Annotated in this window: 21 protein-coding genes; 7 read left to right on the forward strand and 14 right to left on the reverse strand. The window is 62.6% G+C overall.

Going from position 1 to position 19,418, the window contains the following annotated elements; genetic code table 11:
- Window positions 1–77 precede the first annotated feature (77 nt).
- The 3 genes from FFT87_RS03675 to purS are packed head-to-tail and all read right to left on the reverse strand — an operon-like array spanning window position 78 to window position 1,532.
- Window positions 78–542: a DUF3817 domain-containing protein gene (locus FFT87_RS03675; RefSeq protein WP_219950014.1), complete on the reverse strand. Its 465-nt coding sequence runs from the start codon at window positions 540–542 to the stop codon at window positions 78–80.
- Window positions 543–561: 19 nt separating this feature from the next.
- Entirely contained in the window at window positions 562–1,260 is a 699-nt protein-coding gene (purQ, locus tag FFT87_RS03680) for a phosphoribosylformylglycinamidine synthase subunit PurQ (RefSeq protein ID WP_219950015.1), read from the reverse strand.
- Window positions 1,260–1,532 (reverse strand): phosphoribosylformylglycinamidine synthase subunit PurS, encoded by a 273-nt coding sequence (purS, locus tag FFT87_RS03685; protein WP_219950016.1) that lies wholly within the window; start codon window positions 1,530–1,532, stop codon window positions 1,260–1,262. The genes purQ and purS overlap by 1 nt, the downstream gene beginning before the upstream one ends.
- Before the next feature lie 75 nt (window positions 1,533–1,607).
- Between purS and FFT87_RS03690 the strand changes: the two genes are divergently transcribed.
- Complete coding sequence (locus tag FFT87_RS03690) at window positions 1,608–2,858, forward strand: MFS transporter (RefSeq protein ID WP_255560039.1); 1,251 nt, start codon at window positions 1,608–1,610, stop codon at window positions 2,856–2,858.
- Between the two features lie 58 nt (window positions 2,859–2,916).
- Here the strand turns inward: FFT87_RS03690 and FFT87_RS03695 are convergent, their stop codons facing one another.
- Window positions 2,917–3,474 carry a YceI family protein gene (locus tag FFT87_RS03695; RefSeq protein ID WP_219950017.1) on the reverse strand — a complete coding sequence of 186 codons (558 nt, stop codon included), beginning with the start codon at window positions 3,472–3,474 and terminating at the stop codon, window positions 2,917–2,919.
- Between the two features lie 137 nt (window positions 3,475–3,611).
- Between FFT87_RS03695 and FFT87_RS03700 the strand changes: the two genes are divergently transcribed.
- Complete coding sequence (locus FFT87_RS03700) at window positions 3,612–4,622, forward strand: serine hydrolase (RefSeq protein WP_219950018.1); 1,011 nt, start codon at window positions 3,612–3,614, stop codon at window positions 4,620–4,622.
- On the opposite strand, the gene FFT87_RS03705 is transcribed toward FFT87_RS03700, so the two are convergent.
- The 3 genes from FFT87_RS03705 to FFT87_RS03715 all read right to left on the reverse strand — a co-directional run bounded on the left by FFT87_RS03705 (window position 4,619) and on the right by FFT87_RS03715 (window position 6,583).
- The gene (locus tag FFT87_RS03705) at window positions 4,619–4,969 is read right to left on the reverse strand and encodes a cupin domain-containing protein (protein WP_219950019.1); all 351 of its coding nucleotides are present in this window, start codon (window positions 4,967–4,969) and stop codon (window positions 4,619–4,621) included. The two genes, FFT87_RS03700 and FFT87_RS03705, sit on opposite strands and share 4 nt — an antisense overlap.
- A 62-nt stretch (window positions 4,970–5,031) precedes the next feature.
- Complete coding sequence (locus tag FFT87_RS03710) at window positions 5,032–5,895, reverse strand: VOC family protein (protein ID WP_219950020.1); 864 nt, start codon at window positions 5,893–5,895, stop codon at window positions 5,032–5,034.
- A gap of 73 nt (window positions 5,896–5,968) precedes the next feature.
- Window positions 5,969–6,583 carry a TetR/AcrR family transcriptional regulator gene (locus FFT87_RS03715; protein ID WP_219950021.1) on the reverse strand — a complete coding sequence of 205 codons (615 nt, stop codon included), beginning with the start codon at window positions 6,581–6,583 and terminating at the stop codon, window positions 5,969–5,971.
- Between the two features lie 71 nt (window positions 6,584–6,654).
- Between FFT87_RS03715 and FFT87_RS03720 the strand changes: the two genes are divergently transcribed.
- Window positions 6,655–7,896 carry a DUF418 domain-containing protein gene (locus FFT87_RS03720; RefSeq protein ID WP_219950022.1) on the forward strand — a complete coding sequence of 414 codons (1,242 nt, stop codon included), beginning with the start codon at window positions 6,655–6,657 and terminating at the stop codon, window positions 7,894–7,896.
- 155 nt (window positions 7,897–8,051) lie between these two features.
- Here the strand turns inward: FFT87_RS03720 and FFT87_RS03725 are convergent, their stop codons facing one another.
- The 3 genes from FFT87_RS03725 to FFT87_RS03735 are packed head-to-tail and all read right to left on the reverse strand — an operon-like array spanning window position 8,052 to window position 11,541.
- Entirely contained in the window at window positions 8,052–9,011 is a 960-nt protein-coding gene (locus tag FFT87_RS03725) for a PDR/VanB family oxidoreductase (protein WP_219950023.1), read from the reverse strand.
- Complete coding sequence (hutH, locus tag FFT87_RS03730; RefSeq protein ID WP_219950024.1) at window positions 9,008–10,762, reverse strand: histidine ammonia-lyase; 1,755 nt, start codon at window positions 10,760–10,762, stop codon at window positions 9,008–9,010. Before hutH ends, FFT87_RS03725 begins: the two co-directional genes overlap by 4 nt.
- Entirely contained in the window at window positions 10,759–11,541 is a 783-nt protein-coding gene (locus FFT87_RS03735) for an IclR family transcriptional regulator (protein ID WP_219950025.1), read from the reverse strand. The genes hutH and FFT87_RS03735 overlap by 4 nt, the downstream gene beginning before the upstream one ends.
- Window positions 11,542–11,690: 149 nt before the next feature.
- On the opposite strand from FFT87_RS03735, the gene FFT87_RS03740 reads away from it, so the two are divergent.
- The gene (locus FFT87_RS03740; protein WP_219950026.1) at window positions 11,691–12,881 is read left to right on the forward strand and encodes a cytochrome P450; all 1,191 of its coding nucleotides are present in this window, start codon (window positions 11,691–11,693) and stop codon (window positions 12,879–12,881) included.
- A 105-nt stretch (window positions 12,882–12,986) separates the two neighbouring features.
- Complete coding sequence (locus FFT87_RS03745; protein ID WP_219950027.1) at window positions 12,987–13,970, forward strand: oxidoreductase; 984 nt, start codon at window positions 12,987–12,989, stop codon at window positions 13,968–13,970.
- On the opposite strand, the gene FFT87_RS03750 is transcribed toward FFT87_RS03745, so the two are convergent.
- Window positions 13,967–14,425 (reverse strand): N-acetyltransferase, encoded by a 459-nt coding sequence (locus tag FFT87_RS03750; protein WP_255560040.1) that lies wholly within the window; start codon window positions 14,423–14,425, stop codon window positions 13,967–13,969. The two genes, FFT87_RS03745 and FFT87_RS03750, sit on opposite strands and share 4 nt — an antisense overlap.
- Window positions 14,426–14,503: 78 nt before the next feature.
- Complete coding sequence (locus tag FFT87_RS03755; protein WP_255560118.1) at window positions 14,504–15,523, reverse strand: alkene reductase; 1,020 nt, start codon at window positions 15,521–15,523, stop codon at window positions 14,504–14,506.
- Window positions 15,524–15,735: 212 nt separating this feature from the next.
- Between FFT87_RS03755 and FFT87_RS03760 the strand changes: the two genes are divergently transcribed.
- A complete protein-coding gene (locus FFT87_RS03760) occupies window positions 15,736–16,743 on the forward strand; it encodes a hypothetical protein (RefSeq protein ID WP_219950030.1) in 1,008 nt (335 codons plus the stop codon).
- A 117-nt stretch (window positions 16,744–16,860) separates the two neighbouring features.
- Here FFT87_RS03760 and FFT87_RS03765 read toward each other — a convergent pair whose 3' ends face one another.
- Together FFT87_RS03765 and FFT87_RS03770 are read right to left on the reverse strand one after the other, a co-directional pair.
- Entirely contained in the window at window positions 16,861–17,322 is a 462-nt protein-coding gene (locus FFT87_RS03765) for a Clp protease N-terminal domain-containing protein (RefSeq protein ID WP_219950031.1), read from the reverse strand.
- On the reverse strand, window positions 17,315–17,533 hold the full coding sequence (locus FFT87_RS03770) for a helix-turn-helix domain-containing protein (protein WP_219950032.1): 219 nt from the start codon (window positions 17,531–17,533) through the stop codon (window positions 17,315–17,317). Before FFT87_RS03770 ends, FFT87_RS03765 begins: the two co-directional genes overlap by 8 nt.
- Before the next feature lie 215 nt (window positions 17,534–17,748).
- On the opposite strand from FFT87_RS03770, the gene FFT87_RS03775 reads away from it, so the two are divergent.
- On the forward strand, window positions 17,749–19,401 hold the full coding sequence (locus FFT87_RS03775; protein ID WP_219950034.1) for a molybdopterin-dependent oxidoreductase: 1,653 nt from the start codon (window positions 17,749–17,751) through the stop codon (window positions 19,399–19,401).
- Window positions 19,402–19,418 lie beyond the last annotated feature (17 nt).

Consider the following 19,418-nt stretch of genomic DNA (forward strand, 5'->3'; position numbering starts at 1 on the left):
TTCAGTGCGTTGAGGACCGGGAGGTGACGATTTGATCTCGGTGCGTGACCTGTGGGGTTAGCGAGGCCTGCCCACGGCTATTCGCCGCCGCCGGGAGGGCCAAGCGTGATGAGCACAACGTAGAGCACAACGACAGCCGCGACGATCACGCTGACGAGCAGAACCGGGTGGTTGAGGGCCCACCGCATCGTGCGGTCAACCCAACCCGCATCACGCGGATGATCGGATGCCTCCTTGCGCCAGTCGCCGTTGAGGCGACCCGAGCGCGCAAGCCACAGCTCAACGGGGATCGTCGCGTACGGAACGACGGCGCTACCGATGGTGAGCACGGCGGTGCCGACGCTCCAACGCTGGTTCACCGTCAACAACACGGCGGTGGCACCGTAGGCCAGGAAGACGAAACCGTGAATGGCCCCACCGATCGACACCGCGACATCCAGCCCCATCGTGGCGCGCAAGATGAGGCCAGTGATGAGCAGAGTCCAGGTGACCGCCTCCGCGAATGCGAGCACACGGAAAAGTGACTTGGGGGTCGCAAACATAGGAGCCTAGCTTTCGGATTTAGGCGTTAGCCATCAACGAGCTAATCGCGCTCGTGAAGAACGTGAGGCCATCAGTGCCCGAACGCATCGCGGCGCGAGTGTCTGGGCCAAATCCTGCCTCGGTGGCGTGTTCGGGATGCGGCATCAGTCCAACAACGTTGCCTCGCGCATTTGAGATGCCGGCAATGTCGTTCGCCGAGCCGTTGGGGTTGACCTCGAGATAACGGAACACAACCTGGCCTTCACCCTCAAGACGATCGAGCGTGTCTTGGTCGGCGATGTAGCCACCTTCACCGTTTTTCAACGGGACGATGATCTCTTCGCCCTCTTTGAAGTCGTTGCTCCACGCAGTGTTGACATTCTCGACGCGCAGCTTCTGGTCGCGGCACACGAAGTCACCGTGATCGTTGCGCACGAGACCGCCGGGCAGAAGGTGTGCTTCCACCAGAATTTGGAAACCATTGCAGATGCCGAGAACGGGCATTCCCGCGTTGGCGGCCGTGATGACCTCGCTCATGATGGGCGAGTGGGCTGCGATTGCACCGGCGCGCAAGTAGTCGCCGTAGCTGAAACCACCGGGCAGAACGATGGCATCCACGTTCTTGAGATCGTGGTCGCCGTGCCACAGGGCTACCGGCTCGCCGCCACCCAGCTTGACCGCACGCTGAGCGTCACGGTCGTCGAGCGAGCCCGGAAAAGTGATGACTCCGACGCGCACTATGCGCCCTGAGCGTCGTCGGCGGAACGAGCCTCGCCGACATAAATAACATCTTCGATCACCGTGTTGGCCAGAAGATCGTTAGCGATCTCGCGGGCCTCAGCCAGCAGCTCATCAGTGATCGGGCCCTCAACGGTGAGCTCAAAACGCTTACCGATGCGCACCGAGCTGAACTCGCTCTTGTCGAGGCGGACGAGGGCGCCGGCTACGGCCTTACCCTGAGGATCGAGGATTTCAGCCTTAGGCATTACCTCGACGACAATAATTGGCACCGAATCACTCCATGATTTCGCGCGGGCGGATTGCCTCCAGTCTAGCGGAGGCTAGTGGTGCGCCAGACTGTACCCATGGACATCGATCGTGCAGTGCAATCCCGCATCGTCAGGACTCTGGTTGCGGGCCAAGTGCTTGCCGGTCTCGGTTTGGGAGCGACGGTTGCGGTAGGCGCGATTCTGGCCGCAGATCTGGGCGGCGAGACGCTGTCGGGTGCGGCGGCGACATCCAGCACTCTCGGTGCAGCACTCGTGTCGATTCCGCTTGCTCGACTTGCACAACGATGGGGTCGACGCCCGGCGCTGGCGCTTGGCGCCGGTGTTGCGGCCGGTGGTTCGCTCATCACTGTCATCGCTATTGGGGTGGCAGTTTTTCCTCTGCTGATCCTTGGTTTCGCGATGCTGGGAGTTGGCACAGCGGTCGGCCTTCAGGCGCGCTTTGCGGCGACGGATGTTGCGGCTCCCGAACACCGCGGTCGTGACCTGTCGCTCGTGGTCTGGTCAACCACTATTGGCGCCGTTGCTGGCCCGAACCTCATTGGGCCCGGCGAAGCGGTCGCGCAGTGGCTGTCGCTGCCGACCAATACCGGATCGTTTGTGTTCGCGATTGCCGCCCAACTCGCGGCCATGGCTCTGTACCTTGTCGTGCTGCGGCCTGATCCGCTGACTCTCGCCGCCCAACGCCCGATTGAACCTGCTGCTGTGGCGGATGCCGGAATCGTGCGCGGTCGTGGCCCGCTCGTCTTCGCGATCGCTGCCATCGCGATCAGCCATGCGGTGATGGTCTCGATCATGGCAATGACGCCGGTGCACCTGAGCCACCAGGGAGCAAGCCTCACGATCATCGGCTTCACCATCAGCTTGCACATTGCGGGAATGTACGCGTTATCCCCAGTCTTCGGATGGGCCAGTGACCGTTTCGGCCGCATCCCCACGATCCTCATTGGGCAGGCGTTTTTTGCGGCCGCCGTGCTTGTGGTCGCGCTTGGGCAACTGAGCAACGCAGCGGTCACTGTTGGGCTCGTCTTGCTTGGCCTCGGCTGGAGCGCATCAACTGTTGCAGGCTCGGCGCTTGTCGCTGACCTCGCAACCGGAAAAACGAAGCTGCGCATTCAGGGGCGCAGCGACACGATCATGAGCCTCGCTGGAGCGGTCGGCGGAGGTTTCGCCGGCCCCATCTTGGCGGTCGTCGGCTACGCGGGACTCGCGTGGGGTGCCGGAATTCTGGTGCTCATCGTTACTGCGGCCGCGCTTGTGGTGTGGCGGAGCGCCGCCGTTGCTGCCGCCGAGAAGGTATTGCTCGACACTGCCGCTAGCGGGTCATGACAAAGGCCTCCCCGCGCAGTGCGCAGAGAGGCCTCGTCCGTGATGTGCGTGGTCGACGCTACTTCTGAAGTGCAGCCTCAAGCTCAAGCGTAAGAGTCACGTTCTCGCCGAGGAGCACGCCGCCGGTTTCGAGTGCAGCGTTGTAGTTGACGCCGAAGTCGGTGCGGTTGATGACGGTGCTGACGCTCGCCGCGGCCATGGTCTGGCCGTAGGGGCTGGTGGCGATGCCACCAAATTCGCCCTTGAGGGTGACTGGCTTGGTGACGCCGCGGAGGGTGAGTTCGCCTTCGACAGTCATGTCGTCGCCGTTGATTGCGACAGAGGTCGATGTGAAGTTTGCCGTGGGGAATTCCTCCACGTTGAAGAAGTCGTTGGTGCGCAGGTGGCCATCGCGGTCAGCCTGGTTGGTGTTGATGGTTGCCATATCGATCGAGGCGTTGACCTGGTTCTCTGAGGCGTTATCTGAGGTGACGATGGTGCCGCTGAAGCCGTCGAAGGTGCCGCGGACCTTGCTGATCATGAGGTGCTTGACCGCGAAGGAGACCGTCGAGTGGGTGGGATCGATGTCCCAGGTGCCGGCGACGAAGTTGGTGTGGGTGTCTAGAGAAGTAGTCATGTATCCGTTGAACTCTCGGCAGTCGTTGGCTATTCCGAGAACGCGCCCTGTTCGCTGTGAGCGTGTGGAGTGACCGGCTGAAACCGGCTCCGGCCTCCGTGCTGCCTTTGATCAGTGACAGTCGGTAGGCTCGCCGTATGGACACCACCGAGCTCAATGAATTTCTTGAGCAAAACGACTTCTCTGGCACTGTCTTAATTAAGCGCGGCAACGCCACCATTTTTGAGGCAGTGATGGGTAAGGCGAGCCACCGATGGGATGTGCCGAACACGGCAGACACCCGCTTTGACTCGAGCTCGATTACGAAGCTCTTCACGAGTGTGGCTGTGTTGCAGCAGGTGTCTAAGGGCGAGCTCGATCTTGAGACGTCCATTCACCACTATGTCGACCTTGCCGAATCGGAGATCGACCCGGCCGTCACGCTCCTGCACGCACTGACTCACACGAGCGGCATTGCCGATGATGTGGATGAAGAGGAGGGCGAAAGCTACGCCGCCCTCTGGTCTGAATTCCCGACCTACACGATTATGGAACCGGCCGATCAGTTGCCGCTGTTCATCAACAAAGAATCTCTGGCGGCGCCGGGAGTCGAGTGCGTGTACAGCAACGCTGGTTACGTTCTCGCTGGGCTCGCGCTGGAGAAGGTCACTGAAGAGAAGTACCGCCAGTACGTTTTCGACGAAGTGTTCGCTCCCGCTGGCATGATCGATTCTGGTTTCTATGACCGTCGCGATGCCGCACCGCGGGTCGCAGAAGGCTGGGACTTCATGGACGGTCGCTGGGTGTCCAACATTTACAGTGCGCCGCCCATTGGGCTCCCCGATAGTGGAGCGCATGTCACCGCGGCCGATCTGATTCGCTTCATCCAGGCTCTGCGCAATGGTGAACTGCTCAATGCAGAGTTCACGGAAGAGTTTCTCACCCCGCAGGTGAAGTACGACGAAGAGACTTGGTATGGCTTTGGGCTCGAGTTCGACATGAACGAAGACGGCACCGTGCGCAGCTATTTTGCTGACGGTGTTGGGCCCGGAGCATCCGGAATCGTTCGCCACTACCTCGAGGCTGAGCTCGACGTTGTGGTGCTTTCGAACTCTGAAGAGTGTGCGTGGCCGATCATCCGCGAGATCGACGAACTTCTCGGCGGCTAGCGCGCGAGTTGGGCTGGGCCCAACCACCCTGACATCGACCCTTCGCGCGTGGCGTCTTTGAGTTCGACGAAGATTACGTGTGTCGGGGTCTCCCCAATGTTTTCGCCGGCATGACGCTGAGCCGCGAGCCACACGGCTTTGCCCGCGGGCAGTTCGACATCACGGAAGCTGCCTTCCGCATGGAGGCGACGCTGAAAATCGCTGAGGGTGATCATCACACTGTCAGGATGCTCGTGCGGTGTCGTTTTGTCGCCAGCCGCATCGATGTACTCAAGCACTCGTACGCGGTCATTCTCGAACACCACTGAGTAGTGTTCCGGATTTGTGGATACAGGATCGGCGTCCATGGGAGATAGTGTGCGCCTCGATTGACGTCTTGGCAAGCACTTTTTCGGCCCGTGTCGCCGCGCTATTTCGCGGCGGTGCTCACGCGAATCGTGTTGGACCACGGGTCATCGAAACTGAGGGTCTCGCCATCGTTTCGTAGCGGGATGCCGTGGTGCGTCATCCGTTCGCCAAGCGCGCCGAGGTCGTCGGCGCTCGGCACCGCAATGTCGACTTGGGCGAGTCCGAGTGCGGGCAGTCGCGGACCAGCACCGCTCGAATTCCAGGTGTTCATGGCCATGTGGTGGTGATAGCCGCCGGCGCTCACAAAGACGGCGCTTCCGGGGATTTCGGTGGTCGCTTCAAAGCCGAGCTGGTTGACATAAAACTCGCGCGCAGTCTTCACGTCGCCCACTTGCAGGTGCACGTGGCCGACGCGGGCGCCACCGATGACGGGTTGCTCGACGGCTGCCTCAGTGAGGTTCTCTTGCAAGAAGCCGTTGGGGTCCAGAAAGAGGGTGGCCATTTCGACGGCACCGTGGGTCCAGCTCCACTGGGTGCGGTCGCGATCCCAGTAGAGTTCGACGCCGTTGCCTTCGGGATCCGTGAAATAGAAGGCCTTGCTCACGAGATGGTCGGCGCTGCCCGTGAAGGTTTTCGGGTAGCGAGTGGCCACCGAGTACACGGATGCCGCGAGCGCTTCTTCGGTGTCGAACAGGATGGCCGTGTGGAAGAGTCCAGCATCCCGCGGGCTCGCATGCTTCAGCGCGGGCGAGTGCTTGAGGATCACGACGGCCGTGGTGCCGCGACCGAGAACGACCGTGTCTGGAGTCTCGCTGAGTACGGTTAGGGCTACGGCATCCCGGTAGTACGCGGTGAGGGCGTCGAGGTTGGCGACGCTGAGCGTCACTGCGCCCATGGCGGTGTCGGGCGCGAGCAGGTCGGTCATGACGGGTGCAACCTCAGGACTGCTGACGGTATTCCGTGCGGTAGTTCGGGCCGGCTCGCCGGCGCGCCGCCCGTCATCGCACCGATGCGAGGGTTTCCAGTGTGGTGAAAGCTTCGTGCACGAGCGTGCCGAGATCGTCTTTGCCATTGGCCGCTTGCCAGCGTTCGACTGCGGCGTCGAGGGCGAGCAACGCGGCTCCAGCGAGAAGGGAGGCTGCGTTCTCGTGTCGAGGGGTCAGTAGCTGTTTCAGCGCCGCGGTGAGTTCTTCACGGTCGGTAAATTGTGCCTCGATCGCGGCGGCGTGCAGCGCTTCTGTCTGATAGATAAGCCTGACGCGTTGTAGTTCGAATTCCAGATCTTCGCGGTAGCGCGAAGCAAGGGTGTCAATGAAGACATCCCGAAGGATATAAAACGGACTTTCACCTTTCACTGTTTCGGTGAGCTTCTTCGTGAGCGCTTCTTCGAGTGCGCTGTCATGTTCATCCCACAGCACGAGCGCTTCCTTGGTGCCGAAGTGGCGGAACACCGTCGATGCCGCCATCCCGAGGTTCGTCGCGATCTCATCCACGCTCACGTGCGTGAATCCTCGCTCGTAAAACAGGCGGAGGGCCTCTCGCTGGGTGTCTCGCATGGCAGTGCGCCGGTTTCGCTCCCGCAACCCCACAACCAGCTTTTTCTGTGACTCCATGACCGTATCCTACCAAGGTCGCATTTTGCGAGTGACTTGCATAATGCGTTTCACACTCATAAACTGACGCCATGAACGCACCCGCTGAAACCGCCGCCGACAGCCCAGTCTCCTCGCCGCAAGCGATCACGAAGGACCGGCATCGTCTCGTTGATGGTTTGAGGGGCGTTGCCCTGCTGGGAATCGTGATTGTGAACGTCGAGTTCATACTTCAACACCCCAATGCCGGGTGGAGAGGCGACACTTCGACCGTGGACCTTGTCACACAGTGGTTCGTGACGACGTTTGCTGTGCTGAAGATTTACCCACTGTTTGCGCTTCTCTTTGGCTATGGGCTATCGGTCCAATTGGCGAGAGTGGCACAGCGTGGTGACACGCTTGGGCCACGCTATGCGCGTCGGATGCTCGGTCTCGTGATTCTCGGAGTGCTCCACGCTGTGCTGTTCTTCCCCGGTGACATCCTCGTCATCTATGCCGCCGTGGGGACAATCGCCTACTTCCTGCGCCGGCTATCCTCCTCGAGCCTGATCCGAATCGCCATCGTCGTGTATGCGACTGCGAGCGTGCTCTGGCTAATGGCTGGGGGCGCACTCGCCATCATGGATGTGCCACTGGATGAGCCCGTATCCGCCGAATCCTTAGCGATACTGACGACTGGCGGTTTTGCCGACGTCATCGGCTACCACCTGCTCACCTGGCCGGCCACGATGCTGACCCTCGCACTTGTGCAGGGACCCGCCGCCTTCGCCTGTGTTCTCGTAGGTATCGCACTCGGTCGCACTGACATCCTCACCAACCCCGGTGCGTACCGCGGCCGTGCGCGGCGAGTACTGCTGATTGCTGGTTCTGCGGGGCTGATCGGGGGCGCGGTTGGCGCTACTTTGTCAGTAAATGGCGGTGAATTCACCGCGCTTGGCCTCATGGTCGGGTTCGCGGTAGCGCCCGCGCTGTGCGCCGCTTATGTCTCTGCACTCATGCTCATGTGGGCTTCTCTGCCCCAGTTCGTTTCCCGGCTACTTCAAGCATCCGGTCGAATGTCGTTGAGCGTGTATCTTCTGCAGTCGGTAGTTTTGAGCACCCTCGCGTTTAGTTATGGCGCGGGACTGTTTGGGCTGCTTTCGCCTCTCGCTGGCGTCAGCCTCGCAGTCGGGGTATGGATTGGTCTCAGTCTTTTCGCGATGCTCTGGTTGCGGTTTGCGCGATTCGGGCCGGCCGAATGGATGCTGCGTTCCCTCAGCTGCTGGCGGGTGCAGCCGATGCGCGATCGCAACCGAGACGCCAACTCCCACACCGTCCGCGCTGACATTGGCTAGAGGGTGTAGCGAACTGCTCTATGCCGCTAGCCTCGCTGAATTAGAGGGCACCAGCTTTGTTGTCCCGGGTGCGACGACAATCACCGACTATGTCGACAAGATCAGGGGCGCCCATGTAGCTGCTGCGGGCGTATTTGCTGCTTGCGCTCACTCGGCTATAGGTCGAGAACGAGGCGCTCGCCGACACTGCGAGACACGCAAATCATCATAGTTTCGTTGCTCTCACGTTCCTCGTCGCTGAGCACTTCGTCACGGTGCAGGGGCACTCCGCCGAGCACGACGGTTTCGCACGTTCCGCAAATTCCTTCTTGGCAGGAGTTCAGGGCAGGCACTCCGCAGCGCGTCATTGCCGCCAAAATCGTTTCGTCGGCGCCTACCGCGATCTCGGTGCCGTCGTTGGTTTCAACGACGAAAGCGGTGTCGGTGCTTTCGGCTCCGGTTCCGTTTCCGGTGAATCGTTCGATGTGAAGCAATTCGGCTGGGCAGCACGCAATCACGGCGTCGAGCAGTCGCTCGGGCCCGCAGGCAAAGATCTGGGGAGTGTCGAGCCCGGTGGAATCGACCGCGTTGGCCACGTCGATTCGCCCACGATCGTGACCGGGATGCACTGTCACCCGGTCGCCGAAGGTCGCAAGTTCGTTCAGGAATCCCATCGATTCGTGGGAGCGTCCGAGGTAGAGCAAATGCCAGTTCGCCCCCGCGGCGTCGGCTGCCCGCACCATGGGCAGGATCGGGGTGATGCCAATCCCTCCCGCGATGAAGAGCAAGTCGGGTGCTGCTGCTGCCGTTGCCGTTTCGGCTGACGCCGCTATGAAGCCGAAGTTGTCGCGCGGACCGTCAGCGTGAACCCGCGCACCGACCTGCAGGTGTTTGTGCGCCGCTACTGACCCGCCTCGTCCTTTCGGCTCATGAAGAACGGCAACCCTCCACGTGTGGGCGTCGGCAGGATCTGAGCACAGCGAATACTGCCGGATCACGCCGCCGGGCAGCGTGAGATCGATGTGGGAACCCGGGGTCCAGGCGGGAAGCGTTCCGCCGTCGGGGCGGCCAAGCGTGAAAGCATCAACCCGGTCCGCAACGGTGTCGCGGGCGAGTACGCGAAGTTCGATGCTCATCTCGCGGCCCCGGTGTCTGACCCTGCTCTCGGCTCGGTCGTGGTCTCGTCGTCAGTCTCGGCCTCGACACCGTCGGGGGCACTAAGGGCGGCATCCGCAGCACGGATCACGGCACCACTGGTCACGAGTTCGGCGACGGCACGGATGCGGGGATACAGAACCGCGTCCTTCTTCAGGTGACCGTTGGGCCGGCCGTCGCTCGCGGGAGTGCCGCGCACGAGGGCGACGGCGGCACGGCTGGCCGTACCCATTGTTTGGCCGGTGCCCTTTCGTTCGATTTCTCGAAGCTCGAGTGCCTGGGTGGCCATGAGTAGTTCAATGGCGACCACTTGCTGGATATTGCTGACGATGGTTCGCGCGTGACGGCCAGCGTTGTTCGCCATGGAGACGTGGTCTTCTTGATTCGCGCTCGTGGGGATCGAGTCGACGCTGTCGGGATGCGCCAGGGTCTTGCAATCCGAGACGAGAGCGGCGGCTAGATACTGCGGCAGCATGAAGCCGCAGTCGAGCCCAACTTTTTCGCTCGCGACGAGCATGTCTGGCAGGCCACGATTGAGAGTCCCGTCATCGAGGCGGAACAGTCGTCGTTCGGTGATGTTGCCGATCTCGGTCACAACGATTGAGAGGAAGTCGGCGGCGAACGCGAGATATTCGGCGTGGAAGTTGCCGCCCGATACTGCCTTGAGGCTTCTGCTCGACGGCAGCTCGGGAATGATGAGGGGGTTATCGGTGGCCGCGTTAATCTCAGTTTCGATGATTCCGCCCACGAAGTCGAGCGTGTCTTTCACTGGCCCGAATACTTGCGGAACGCACCGCAGCGAGTAGGCGTCTTGCGGCGGCTGGCGGTCCGGATTGCTGTCTCGGTCGCCGGTGACAAAGGAGCTGTCGCTCAGTAGTTGGCGGATGCGCGCCGCGATCGCTATTTGGCCCTTCTGGCCTCGGGCGTCATGCAGCTCAGCGATGAAAGCGTCGCCGAAGCCGCGCAGTGCCTCAATTGACATGACGGCGGTAATCGTGGCGGTGTCCAGCAGAACTTGCGCGTCCCACAGCGCCAAGGCGGCCTGCGCTGCCGAGAATGAGGTGCCGTTGAGAAGTGCGAGTCCGTCCTTGGCAGAGATCGGAATGCGCGGGATGCCCGCGTGCGCCATCGCTTTGACACCGCTCACAATGCGGCCATCCACAAACGCTTCGCCGGAGTCGAGCGGATCGTCCTCTACCGGCTTTCCGCCAACATTCGGTGGCGCAGTGAGAACGATCGCGATGTGGGCGAGGGGGATGAGGTCGCCGCTGGCTCCCAAGGATCCGTACTCCGGAACAGCCGGGAAGACATCCTTATTGAGCATGTCGATGAGCCCCTGCACGATGGCAAACTGCACGCCGGAGTAGCCGCGGGTCAGGCTCACGATGCGAATGAAAATGGTGGCGCGCACGACCTCTTCGTCGACGTTGCGACCCACGCCCGCAGCATCCGCCAGTATGAGACGGCGACTGAGTTCAGCGGCATCCGCGGGGTCATCGAAGGCTTGTCGACCGGCCAGGGATCCGAAGCCGGTGTTGATGCTGTAGATCGGTGCGGTGTCTTTGCCCGCCTCCATGCCGCCAATGATGCCTTCGATCCAGTCACGGCTGGGTGCCATGCGCTCGGCCACTTCAGGGGCAAGGGCAACGCGTCGGCGATCGCGTGCCACGTCGATCAGGTCGGTGAGCGTTGCGGCTCCGTCGCCGATCAACAGAACGGGTTTCGTGGTCATGAGGTCCCTTTCTTCGAGAAGGATGTTGCCTTCGAGGAGGATGTTGTCCAACTTTCGAGCGCGTCGGTGAGGTCAGCTGCCGCTGTCTGCAGCACGGTGACCGCTCGAGGCACCCAGCCTTTGTCGCCGCAGCGGGATTCGGGGCCAGCGACGTCGAGCGAGCACACGGCCTCGCCGTGAAACATCACCGGTACGGCGGCCGAGACAGATCCTGCCTCGTATTCCCCGCGGGAGACGGCCCAGCCGGTCTGCCGCACACTCTGGATGGTGTGGCGCAGTTGCGCCGTGGTGAGGGTGTTGTCGGTGTACTGTTCACGCTCGGCCTCAAGAACTCGTTCGATTACGGTTTCGGGGGCCCACGCCAAAAGGACTCGCTGGCCGGCGCCGGCGTGCAGCGGCAGCAGTTGGTTCACCGCGAAGGTGTACTTGAGGGCCTTGTCTGGTTCGGACTTTCGCAGACACAACGCTTGAGTGCCGACTCGCACAATCATTACCGCGGTCTCGCCGAGGGCGTCGACGATGCTGCTGAGCACTGCCGGGCCGACTTCGGCGAGGGCGGACTGAGCGCTGTGGCGGCCGGTGAGGGCCAGCAGTTCGCGCCCTGGCTCGTAGCGGCCTTCCCCTTCTCGAACGTAGCCGGTCGCGCGCAGAGTGCGCAGATAGCGGTAGGTCGTGCTGACGGGAAGCCCGACCGCAGCGGCGAGAGTGTGTGCGGTGTGGTCTCCCGATGCGGCGATTTCAGTCAGCAGCGCGAGCCCGCGCTCGAGGGATGAATCCATAACCATGTTTCTCCCTTCGAACGTCGACTCATCATTGCACCGACGTTCCCTGCCTACAAACAGCTGTCTCACTGTGTGAGAACAACAGTGGCAGTGATGTGCACTGAGCGATACCGTCAGATTCTTCGCAGTGAGCCAGAGGAGCCTCGATGTCTGCCATTTCTTCATTCAGCGACGATCCGTATTCGGATGAGAATCTCGCCGACCCGTATCCACTCTTTGAGCGTATGCGCGCGGCGGGCCCTGCCGTCTGGCTGGAGCGGTACGACGTGCTCGCGTTCACTCGGCACACTGAAGTTCGCGACATCCTTGTCGATCACGAAACCTTCATCAACGGTGCTGGTGTGGGGCCAAAGAACCTGCATAAGGAACCTGCGTGGCGACCGCAGGGCATCCTCGAATCTGATCCGCCGATGCATGGCCCGATGCGGGCGGCGATGGTCGATGTCATTTCGCCGCGGGGCGTGCGATCCCTGCGCGCCGGGTTCCAAGAGTTTGCCGAAGAACTGCTCGATCGGTTGATTGCTCAGGGTGAGTTCGATGCGATTACCGAAGTGGCCGAGGTCTTCCCGATCCGGGCTTTCGGGGATGCTGTTGGCATTCCGCGCGAGGGCCGCATGGAGAACCTTCTGCCCCATGGCGCGATGAACTTCAGTACTTTCGGGCCAGAGGATGACCGCTACCGCGAGTACTTCGCCAAGGGTGACGGCACCCGCGACTGGGTGATGGCGAACTGCGCGCGCGAAAATCTCAGCACGGATGGTCTCGGCTCCAAGATCTGGGAGCATGCGGATGCCGGAGCAATCACCAGCGACCAGGCGGCCCTGCTGGTGCGGGCCCTACTCTCGGCTGGTCTAGACACGACGGCGCTCGCGATCGGAAACACGCTCCGCTGCCTGAGCGGAAGCCCGGAGGCGTGGCAGGCGGTGCACGAGAAGCCATCGCTCATGAAGTTCGCGATCGACGAAGCGCTGCGTTTTGAGTCACCGTTTCAGTCGTTCTTTCGCACAACGTCGCGGGCGACCGAGTTTCACGGCATCCAGCTCGACGAGGGCCAGAAAGTGCTCGTGTTTCCGGGGGCGGCGAATCGCGATCCTGCGCAGTGGGGTGAGGACGCGGATGAGTATCGGATGACGCGTCAGGCTGGCGGTCATTTGGCATTCGGCATGGGCATCCATCAGTGTGTTGGGCAACCCATCTCGCGACTCGAGATGGACGTGTTGCTCACGACATTTGCAACGCGAGTGAAGCGCATCGAACGAGTGGGCGAGCCAGTGCCGTATCTCCACAACACTCTCAAAGGGCTTTCGTCGTTGCCATTGAAGGTGATTGCCGCGTAAACACGAGCACCTGTTCGGGCTGCACGCTAGCTCGAGCATCTGCGTGGCTGAGAGTCTCCCGAGCGGCTTGACCTAGAGTGCACTCCAACTCTTAGAGTCTCAACCATGATCTCCCTCGAAGAAATGACCGCCCGCCAACAGCCCCTCGAATCGAACTTCGGCTACCGCAGCACGGCATCTGAAGTGATTGCCGGATTCGACCTCGACGGCAAGACCGCCGTCGTCACGGGCGGGTATTCGGGGCTCGGCTTCGAAACGGTGAAGGCGCTCGCCGAAGCGGGTGTGACCGTGATCGTTCCCTCGCGACGAACCGACAAGGCAGCCGAAGTGCTCGCGGGCCTCCTCGGTGTTCAGGTCGAGCCGATGGATCTCGGTGACCTCGACTCTGTCGCCGCCTTCACCGCCAGCATGCGCGACGCCGGCACCCCCGTCGACCTCATGATCAACGCTGCCGGAGTCATGGCAACCCCCGAACTGCGCACGCCCCAGGGCTGGGACCTGCAGTTCGGCACCAACCTCCTCGGACACTTCGCGCTCGTCGCCGGCCTCGAATCGCTGCTGCAGGATGGCGCCCGCATCGTGTCTTACTCCTCCGTTGGGCATTGGCGTTCGCCGGTGAACTTCGACGACATCAACTTCGATTCCACCGACTACGAGCCGTGGGTTGCCTATGGCCAGTCGAAGTCAGCGGATGCCCTGCTCGCTGTTGCGCTGGATGCACGCCTTGCCGGCCGCGGCATCCACGCGTTCTCAGTGCACCCCGGTGGCATCATGACTGATCTGCAGCGCAACATGCCCCGCGAAGAATTGCTTGCTCGTCAGTGGATTGACGAAGAGGGCAACCCGAACCCGCTCTTCAAGACGCCTGCTGAAGGTGCATCGACGGGGCTTTGGGCGGCGACCGCTCCCGAACTAGCCGAGCATGGTGGCGCGTACTGCGAAGACTGCTCGATCAAGGGAGTGGTGGCGGATGACCACGCTGACATGACGACCGGTGGCGCCAAGCAGTGGGCGATTGATCCCGCTGCGGCCGAGAAGCTCTGGGAGGTCGCAGCAAATGCGACCGGGCTGGATCCGTTCAACAGCTAGGGTCGAAGCGTCTTTCGCATCTGCTGGGTGGTGATGGCGTAGCCAGACGAACCATACAGCGCAACGGCGGGCGTGTTATGTCCGAATACGTTTAGCTCTAGCGCGGGCACGCCGGCATCCAACACAGCGGCTTCGACTGCCGCCAGAAGAGCGCGACCGAGGCCTGTGCCTCGGCGCTCTTTCACCACTTGGATGTCGAACAGGTAAGCGAGGTCGGGTGACCCTTGCGGGTGGTCCAGGCTGACCCACGCGTGCCCGACCGTCGCGCCGTCCGCATCCGTTCCCTGCAGGAACAGCATGCGCGGAGTGTCGATCCCGCGCGGTAGCAATGTGGCGTTGTCGGCGATGGCGCGCTCAACCGAACCTTCGAACGCCCAGCGCCCGATCGCGACTTGTTCAGCGGCAAACTCTGCGGTTGTCGCGCGTTGCCATGCCTCGAACTCGCTCGTGGTCATTGCTCGAACGCTCACTGTGGTCAAGTCTTAATGATCGCAGTATGTTGGGGCGGCGACTAGCGCCGCCCTGACGACGCGCTAGCTGCGCACGAGGGCCGGGTAGTCCGTGTAGCCCTCGGAGCCAGCGCCGTAGAAGGTGGTGGCGTCGGGGCTGTTCAGCGGAAGGTTTTCTTGCCAGCGGTAGGCCAGGTCAGGGTTTGCGATAGCCGGACGGCCCACGACAACGCCTTCCGCGTGACCGTCGCGCACCAGGCTGAGGGCCTCATCCCGAGTCGTCATCTGTTGGAAGCCACTGTTGAGCAGCACCGGTCCGCCGAAACGGGTGCGCAACTCTTGCACGAAGGCGCCGGTGGGTTGGGCGTGCAACACGCTGAGGTAGGCAAGACCGAGCGGGGCGAGGCCATCGACAAGCGCGCCGTAGGTCGCGAGTGCATCAGCGTTGTCTGTCTCTAGTGCGTCCTGGATGTTGTGTTGCGGCGAGATGCGTAGGCCCACGCGGCCGGCACCGATCGCCTCTGCGACTGCGGTCGCAACCTCGATCACGAAGCGAGCGCGGTTTTCGGGGGACCCGCCGTGCTGGCCCTCGCGCTGGTTGGATGCGGGGGAGAGAAACTCGTGCAGCAGGTAGCCGTTGGCGGAGTGAAGCTCCACGCCGTCAAAGCCCGCCGCGATGGCGTTGCGTGAGGCCGTCACGAACTCGTCAATCACGCCGGTGAGCTCGCCGTCGGTGAGCGCATGCGGAACCGGGTAGGGCTGCTTGCCATCGTAGGTATGAGTCTGGCCGTCGATCGCGATCGCGCTCGGGCCGACCACGGGGTGTCCGCCGTTGGTGGCCTCGTGGGTTACTCGCCCGGCGTGCATCACTTGCGCGACGATCTGGCCGCCCGCCGCGTGTACCGCGTCGGTAACGTGCTTCCAGCCCTCGAGCTGCTCGGGCGTCACCAGACCGGGCTGGCCGGGGAAACCCTGACCGGCGTGGCTTGGGTAAGTGCCCTCGGACACAATCAGGCCGAGCGAGGCGCGCTGGGCGTAGTGCTCGACGACCATCGGGCCGGGAACGCCGGCTTGTCCCGAGCGGGTGCGAGTGAGCGGTGCCATCACCAAGCGGTTGGTCAGGTTCAGCTCGCCGAGGGTCGTGGGGGAAAACAAGTTCACAGCGGATCTCTTTCTGTCGGTCGTATCAACTTCAACATTGACCGTCACCCACTATTCCTCCCTGAGAATGTTCCGCGTCCGCCGCCGAAAGCTGTGTCGAAGATTTCTCACCGATACCCTTCCGTCTTGCGACACACGTTCATAGACTGACCGCTGTGGACGACAATGCGAGCGAGATCCCGGCCGAGCAAGCCGACACCAAGACGAGTACTGCTGGGGTAGAGCATTCCGCGGGGCTGGCGAGCGAGGCATCCGCTGGTCGTCGATTGAAACTGTGGATGAGCGCACTCATCGGCGTGGGAGCGGCCCTCGTTGGCCTGCTGCCGTGGCTACTCCAGGGATTGCGTTTGCCGTTGCAAAACTTGTGGGCGGTCGAGACGGCGCCCGACGAAATGCCGCTCGTGTTGCTGCCGTTTAGCCAATATGCGTTGACCGCCGAGATTGGGCTGATGGTGGTTGGGGCTGCGGTCGCCGGGCTTCTTGCGCGCTTGTTGCGGTCACGGATGCCGCGGCGCGGAGCCTTGGCGATGTTCCTCTCGCTCATCGTGGTGCAGCTTGGCGCGATCGTGCAAACCTTTGTTGTTGTGCAGGGAGGGCTGCAAGATCGCAGTGCGGCGACGTTCTACCTCGCGGCGGTTACCGGGGTTGCGGCGCTCGCGATGCTGGTGGGGATTGCCGTGTTTTGGCTGATCGCTCGGGCCCCTCGCGCTGGTGCGCTGATTGGATACGCGATGGCAGCGGTCGCGTTGGCGCCGTGGTTGAGTGAACTCGTGCATCCGCTCCTCAAGCCTCAGTACGGGACGATAGAAGACTTTCGGCGCTGGTCGGCGAGTGTGCTGCGGTGGGTTCCGGCAATACTGGTCGGACTTGCGGTGGGATGGTGTGGCATCCGCTCGGCCGGGCGTGTGATTGCGGTGCTCGTCAGCTTCGGGTTGCTCTGGATCGTGCCGGCTTTGACGACGGCAATCGACTACGCGGCCGGGAGTCGGGTGTATGCGAATGACCTCCCAGAGATGGCCAGCGCAGGGTTCGGAGTGTTTCGGCAAGCAGCGACGATGCCAGAAATTGTGGTGCCGTCGCTCATGGTCGCGGCAGCGGTTGCTGTGCTGGTTGGTGTGGTCTTACACTACCTTCGTGGCCGCTCGAGTACAACGCTTTCCTGACTGTGGCTCGGGCTGTGACTCTGCGGTCGTTGCGTGGGGCTAGGCCTCGGACGCTCACGGCGATCATTGGGCAATGATTCCAGTAGGCACTGAGCGATACGGTTTTTCTGGCGGATGCTACGCGAGAGTGGTCAGTCGGTCACGCGCCGCCTCCCGGTCAACGGCAAGCGCGGTGAGGAGGGTGGCGGCTGAGTCTGGCTCGCGGCGGTCGAGCAGCGCGAGCAGGATGTGTCGCGACGTCACCGTTCGCGCCTTTTCGGCGGCGGCGCTGACGAGAGTTTGTTGGAGCGTGGCATTGGCGCCGGCGGTCAACGGGACTCGTTTGGAGGCGGCGGCGTGTGCAGTCGGGTTGAAGCTGCCGAGGTCGAGCCCGATCGCTGTCAGGGCATCTCGATCGAGTTGGTTGGCGGCTTCGGCAGCGGTTGCAGCATCGACGCCGACAGCATGAGCGAGCTCTTCTTCGTGCAGGAGCGCGAGCAATAGGTGGTCGGTGCCGAGGCGGCGGTCGCCCCGTCGCGCTGCCTCGTGCCGGGCATCCTCGACGACGGCTCTCGCGGATTGCGCCAACTTCTCAAACATTGTTTCCCTGCTTTCCGTATTTGAGGTGAACGGACTGTCGGGTGACGCCGAGTGCATCGCCAATCTGCTCCCATGACCAGCCATCGCGGCGGGCCTGGGCCACATGCGTCGCTTCGACGTGTTCCGCGAGGCGGTGAAGCGCACCGACCGCGCGCAGCCCGGTGGCGGGAGTGGCGGTGCGGAGCTGATCTGCCAGGTTTACTGATTCCATGGTGTCAGTTTCACTTGACGAGGCGTATTTGTCAAGTAAAACTGACAGATCTTACGGGTTTGACTCATTTGCGGCCCCGCCGCCGTGCACACAGCAGCCGCGTCTACTCTTGGTTACACCTCCTACTTCGGCGGTTCTGGAAGAGGATGTTCGAAGTCCAGCCCGGCGTCTAGACCCACGGTCTCTCGTCTTACTTAGGAAGAAGCGATTCGCCTGTGACCTCCGCGACGAAGACTGCCCCACCCACCGAACTGAGCGTGAAACGCATCCGCACCTGGTCGGCACTTCTTGGGATGCTCAGCGCCGCCGTCGTGCTCGCCGTCGCCGAGTTCTTCGCCGTGTTCATCTCGCCCGCCAGCAGCCCCGTGCTTGCTGTCGGCTCCCTCGTCATCGACCTCGCGCCGTCGTGGTTGAAGGACCTCACGATCGCGCTGTTCGGCACCAACGACAAGATTGTGCTGCTGCTGTGTGTCGGGCTCCTGGTGCTGGTTCTCGCTGTGGCAATTGGCATCGTTGAATACGCGCGGCCCAGCTGGGGCGTCATCCTTCTTGTCTTCGTCGGAGTGATCGCGACGATCGCCGTCACGACCCGCGCCCAAGCGACCGCAAGCTGGCCGATGCCCACCGTTCTCGGCGTTGTCGCCGGTGTGCTGGTGTTGCGGATCACGATGATTCGGTTGCGCCGCTGGGTGAGTTCTGCCCCGACCGCGCCCGCCACGACGCCCGCGGGTTCTGCGGCGGCGGCCCGCGCAGCTAGCGCTCAACGGTCATCCGCTACTCCCACTCGTGTGCCGGCCGCTTCGCGCCGCGACTTTCTGCGCATCGTGGGTGTCGCCTCCGTTGGTGCCGTTCTCGTGGGAGTCGGCGCCCGCGTCGTCAATGCCAGTGCCTCCGTGGTGGATGCCGTGCGAACCGCCCTCAAGCTGCCTGCGCCGGCGGTTGCCGCGCCGCCGATCCCGGCCAGCGCGAGTCTCGACGTGCCCGGCATCTCGACGCTCATCACCCCGAACTCAAACTTCTACCGCATTGATACCGCCCTCGTCGTTCCCAACGTCGACGCGGATGAGTGGCGATTGCGCATCACGGGAATGGTCGAAAACGAGATCGAAATTTCGTTCGCAGAGCTGCTCGAGCTTCCGCTGGTTGAGACCGCCGCAACGCTCTCGTGCGTATCGAACGTCGTCGGCGGCGATCTCGTAGGCAACGCTATGTGGCTGGGCTATCCCATCCGGGATCTGCTCGCGAAGGCGCAGCCGTTGGCGGGTGCCGACATGGTGCTCTCACGCAGCATCGACGGCTTTACCGCGAGCACCCCGCTCGAAGCACTGCAAGACGAGAACCGCGAGAGCATCCTCGCTGTCGGGATGAACGGCGAACCGCTGCCCCAACAGCACGGCTTTCCGGTGCGCATGGTCGTGCCCGGGCTCTACGGCTACGTATCCGCCACGAAATGGGTCGTCGAAATGCAGGTGACTCGCTTCGCCGACGCCACCGCATATTGGACGGATCGCGGATGGTCGGCGAAGGGCCCCGTCAAGGTTCAGTCACGCATCGATGTGCCGTCGAGGTCGTCCTCGGTGCAAGCCGGAACCGTCGCCGTCGCGGGTGTCGCGTGGGCGCCGAACACCGGCATCACCAGAGTGGAGGTGCGCATCGATGGCGGCTCCTGGGTCGCCGCCGAACTGGCTACCGCTATCTCCGCCGACACGTGGGTGCAGTGGGTTTACCCGTGGGAAGCCACGAGCGGCGAACACTCCATCGAAGTGCGAGCAACGGATGCCGAGGGCACCACGCAGTCGGGCGTGCCGATTCCGGTTGTCCCCGACGGTGCCGAGGGCTGGCACGGCATCAGCGTGCAGGTTGCGTAACTCCTAGCGCCGGCCGA

This window comes from Salinibacterium sp. M195, from assembly GCF_019443965.1.
Taxonomy (GTDB): domain Bacteria; phylum Actinomycetota; class Actinomycetes; order Actinomycetales; family Microbacteriaceae; genus Rhodoglobus.

Coding starts and splice junctions, on each gene's coding strand:
- FFT87_RS03755 (WP_255560118.1), bottom strand. CDS start 15,523: ATGGCACCGCTCACTCGCACCCGCTCGGGACAAGCCGGCGTTCCCGGC.
- FFT87_RS03720 (WP_219950022.1), top strand. CDS start 6,655: ATGAACGCACCCGCTGAAACCGCCGCCGACAGCCCAGTCTCCTCGCCG.
- FFT87_RS03705 (WP_219950019.1), bottom strand. CDS start 4,969: ATGGACGCCGATCCTGTATCCACAAATCCGGAACACTACTCAGTGGTG.
- FFT87_RS03710 (WP_219950020.1), bottom strand. CDS start 5,895: ATGACCGACCTGCTCGCGCCCGACACCGCCATGGGCGCAGTGACGCTC.
- hutH (WP_219950024.1), bottom strand. CDS start 10,762: ATGACCACGAAACCCGTTCTGTTGATCGGCGACGGAGCCGCAACGCTC.
- FFT87_RS03735 (WP_219950025.1), bottom strand. CDS start 11,541: ATGGATTCATCCCTCGAGCGCGGGCTCGCGCTGCTGACTGAAATCGCC.
- FFT87_RS03740 (WP_219950026.1), top strand. CDS start 11,691: ATGTCTGCCATTTCTTCATTCAGCGACGATCCGTATTCGGATGAGAAT.
- FFT87_RS03770 (WP_219950032.1), bottom strand. CDS start 17,533: ATGGAATCAGTAAACCTGGCAGATCAGCTCCGCACCGCCACTCCCGCC.
- FFT87_RS03695 (WP_219950017.1), bottom strand. CDS start 3,474: ATGACTACTTCTCTAGACACCCACACCAACTTCGTCGCCGGCACCTGG.
- FFT87_RS03765 (WP_219950031.1), bottom strand. CDS start 17,322: ATGTTTGAGAAGTTGGCGCAATCCGCGAGAGCCGTCGTCGAGGATGCC.
- FFT87_RS03690 (WP_255560039.1), top strand. CDS start 1,608: ATGGACATCGATCGTGCAGTGCAATCCCGCATCGTCAGGACTCTGGTT.
- FFT87_RS03745 (WP_219950027.1), top strand. CDS start 12,987: ATGATCTCCCTCGAAGAAATGACCGCCCGCCAACAGCCCCTCGAATCG.
- FFT87_RS03715 (WP_219950021.1), bottom strand. CDS start 6,583: ATGGAGTCACAGAAAAAGCTGGTTGTGGGGTTGCGGGAGCGAAACCGG.
- FFT87_RS03675 (WP_219950014.1), bottom strand. CDS start 542: ATGTTTGCGACCCCCAAGTCACTTTTCCGTGTGCTCGCATTCGCGGAG.
- FFT87_RS03750 (WP_255560040.1), bottom strand. CDS start 14,425: ATGACCACGAGCGAGTTCGAGGCATGGCAACGCGCGACAACCGCAGAG.
- FFT87_RS03700 (WP_219950018.1), top strand. CDS start 3,612: ATGGACACCACCGAGCTCAATGAATTTCTTGAGCAAAACGACTTCTCT.
- FFT87_RS03725 (WP_219950023.1), bottom strand. CDS start 9,011: ATGAGCATCGAACTTCGCGTACTCGCCCGCGACACCGTTGCGGACCGG.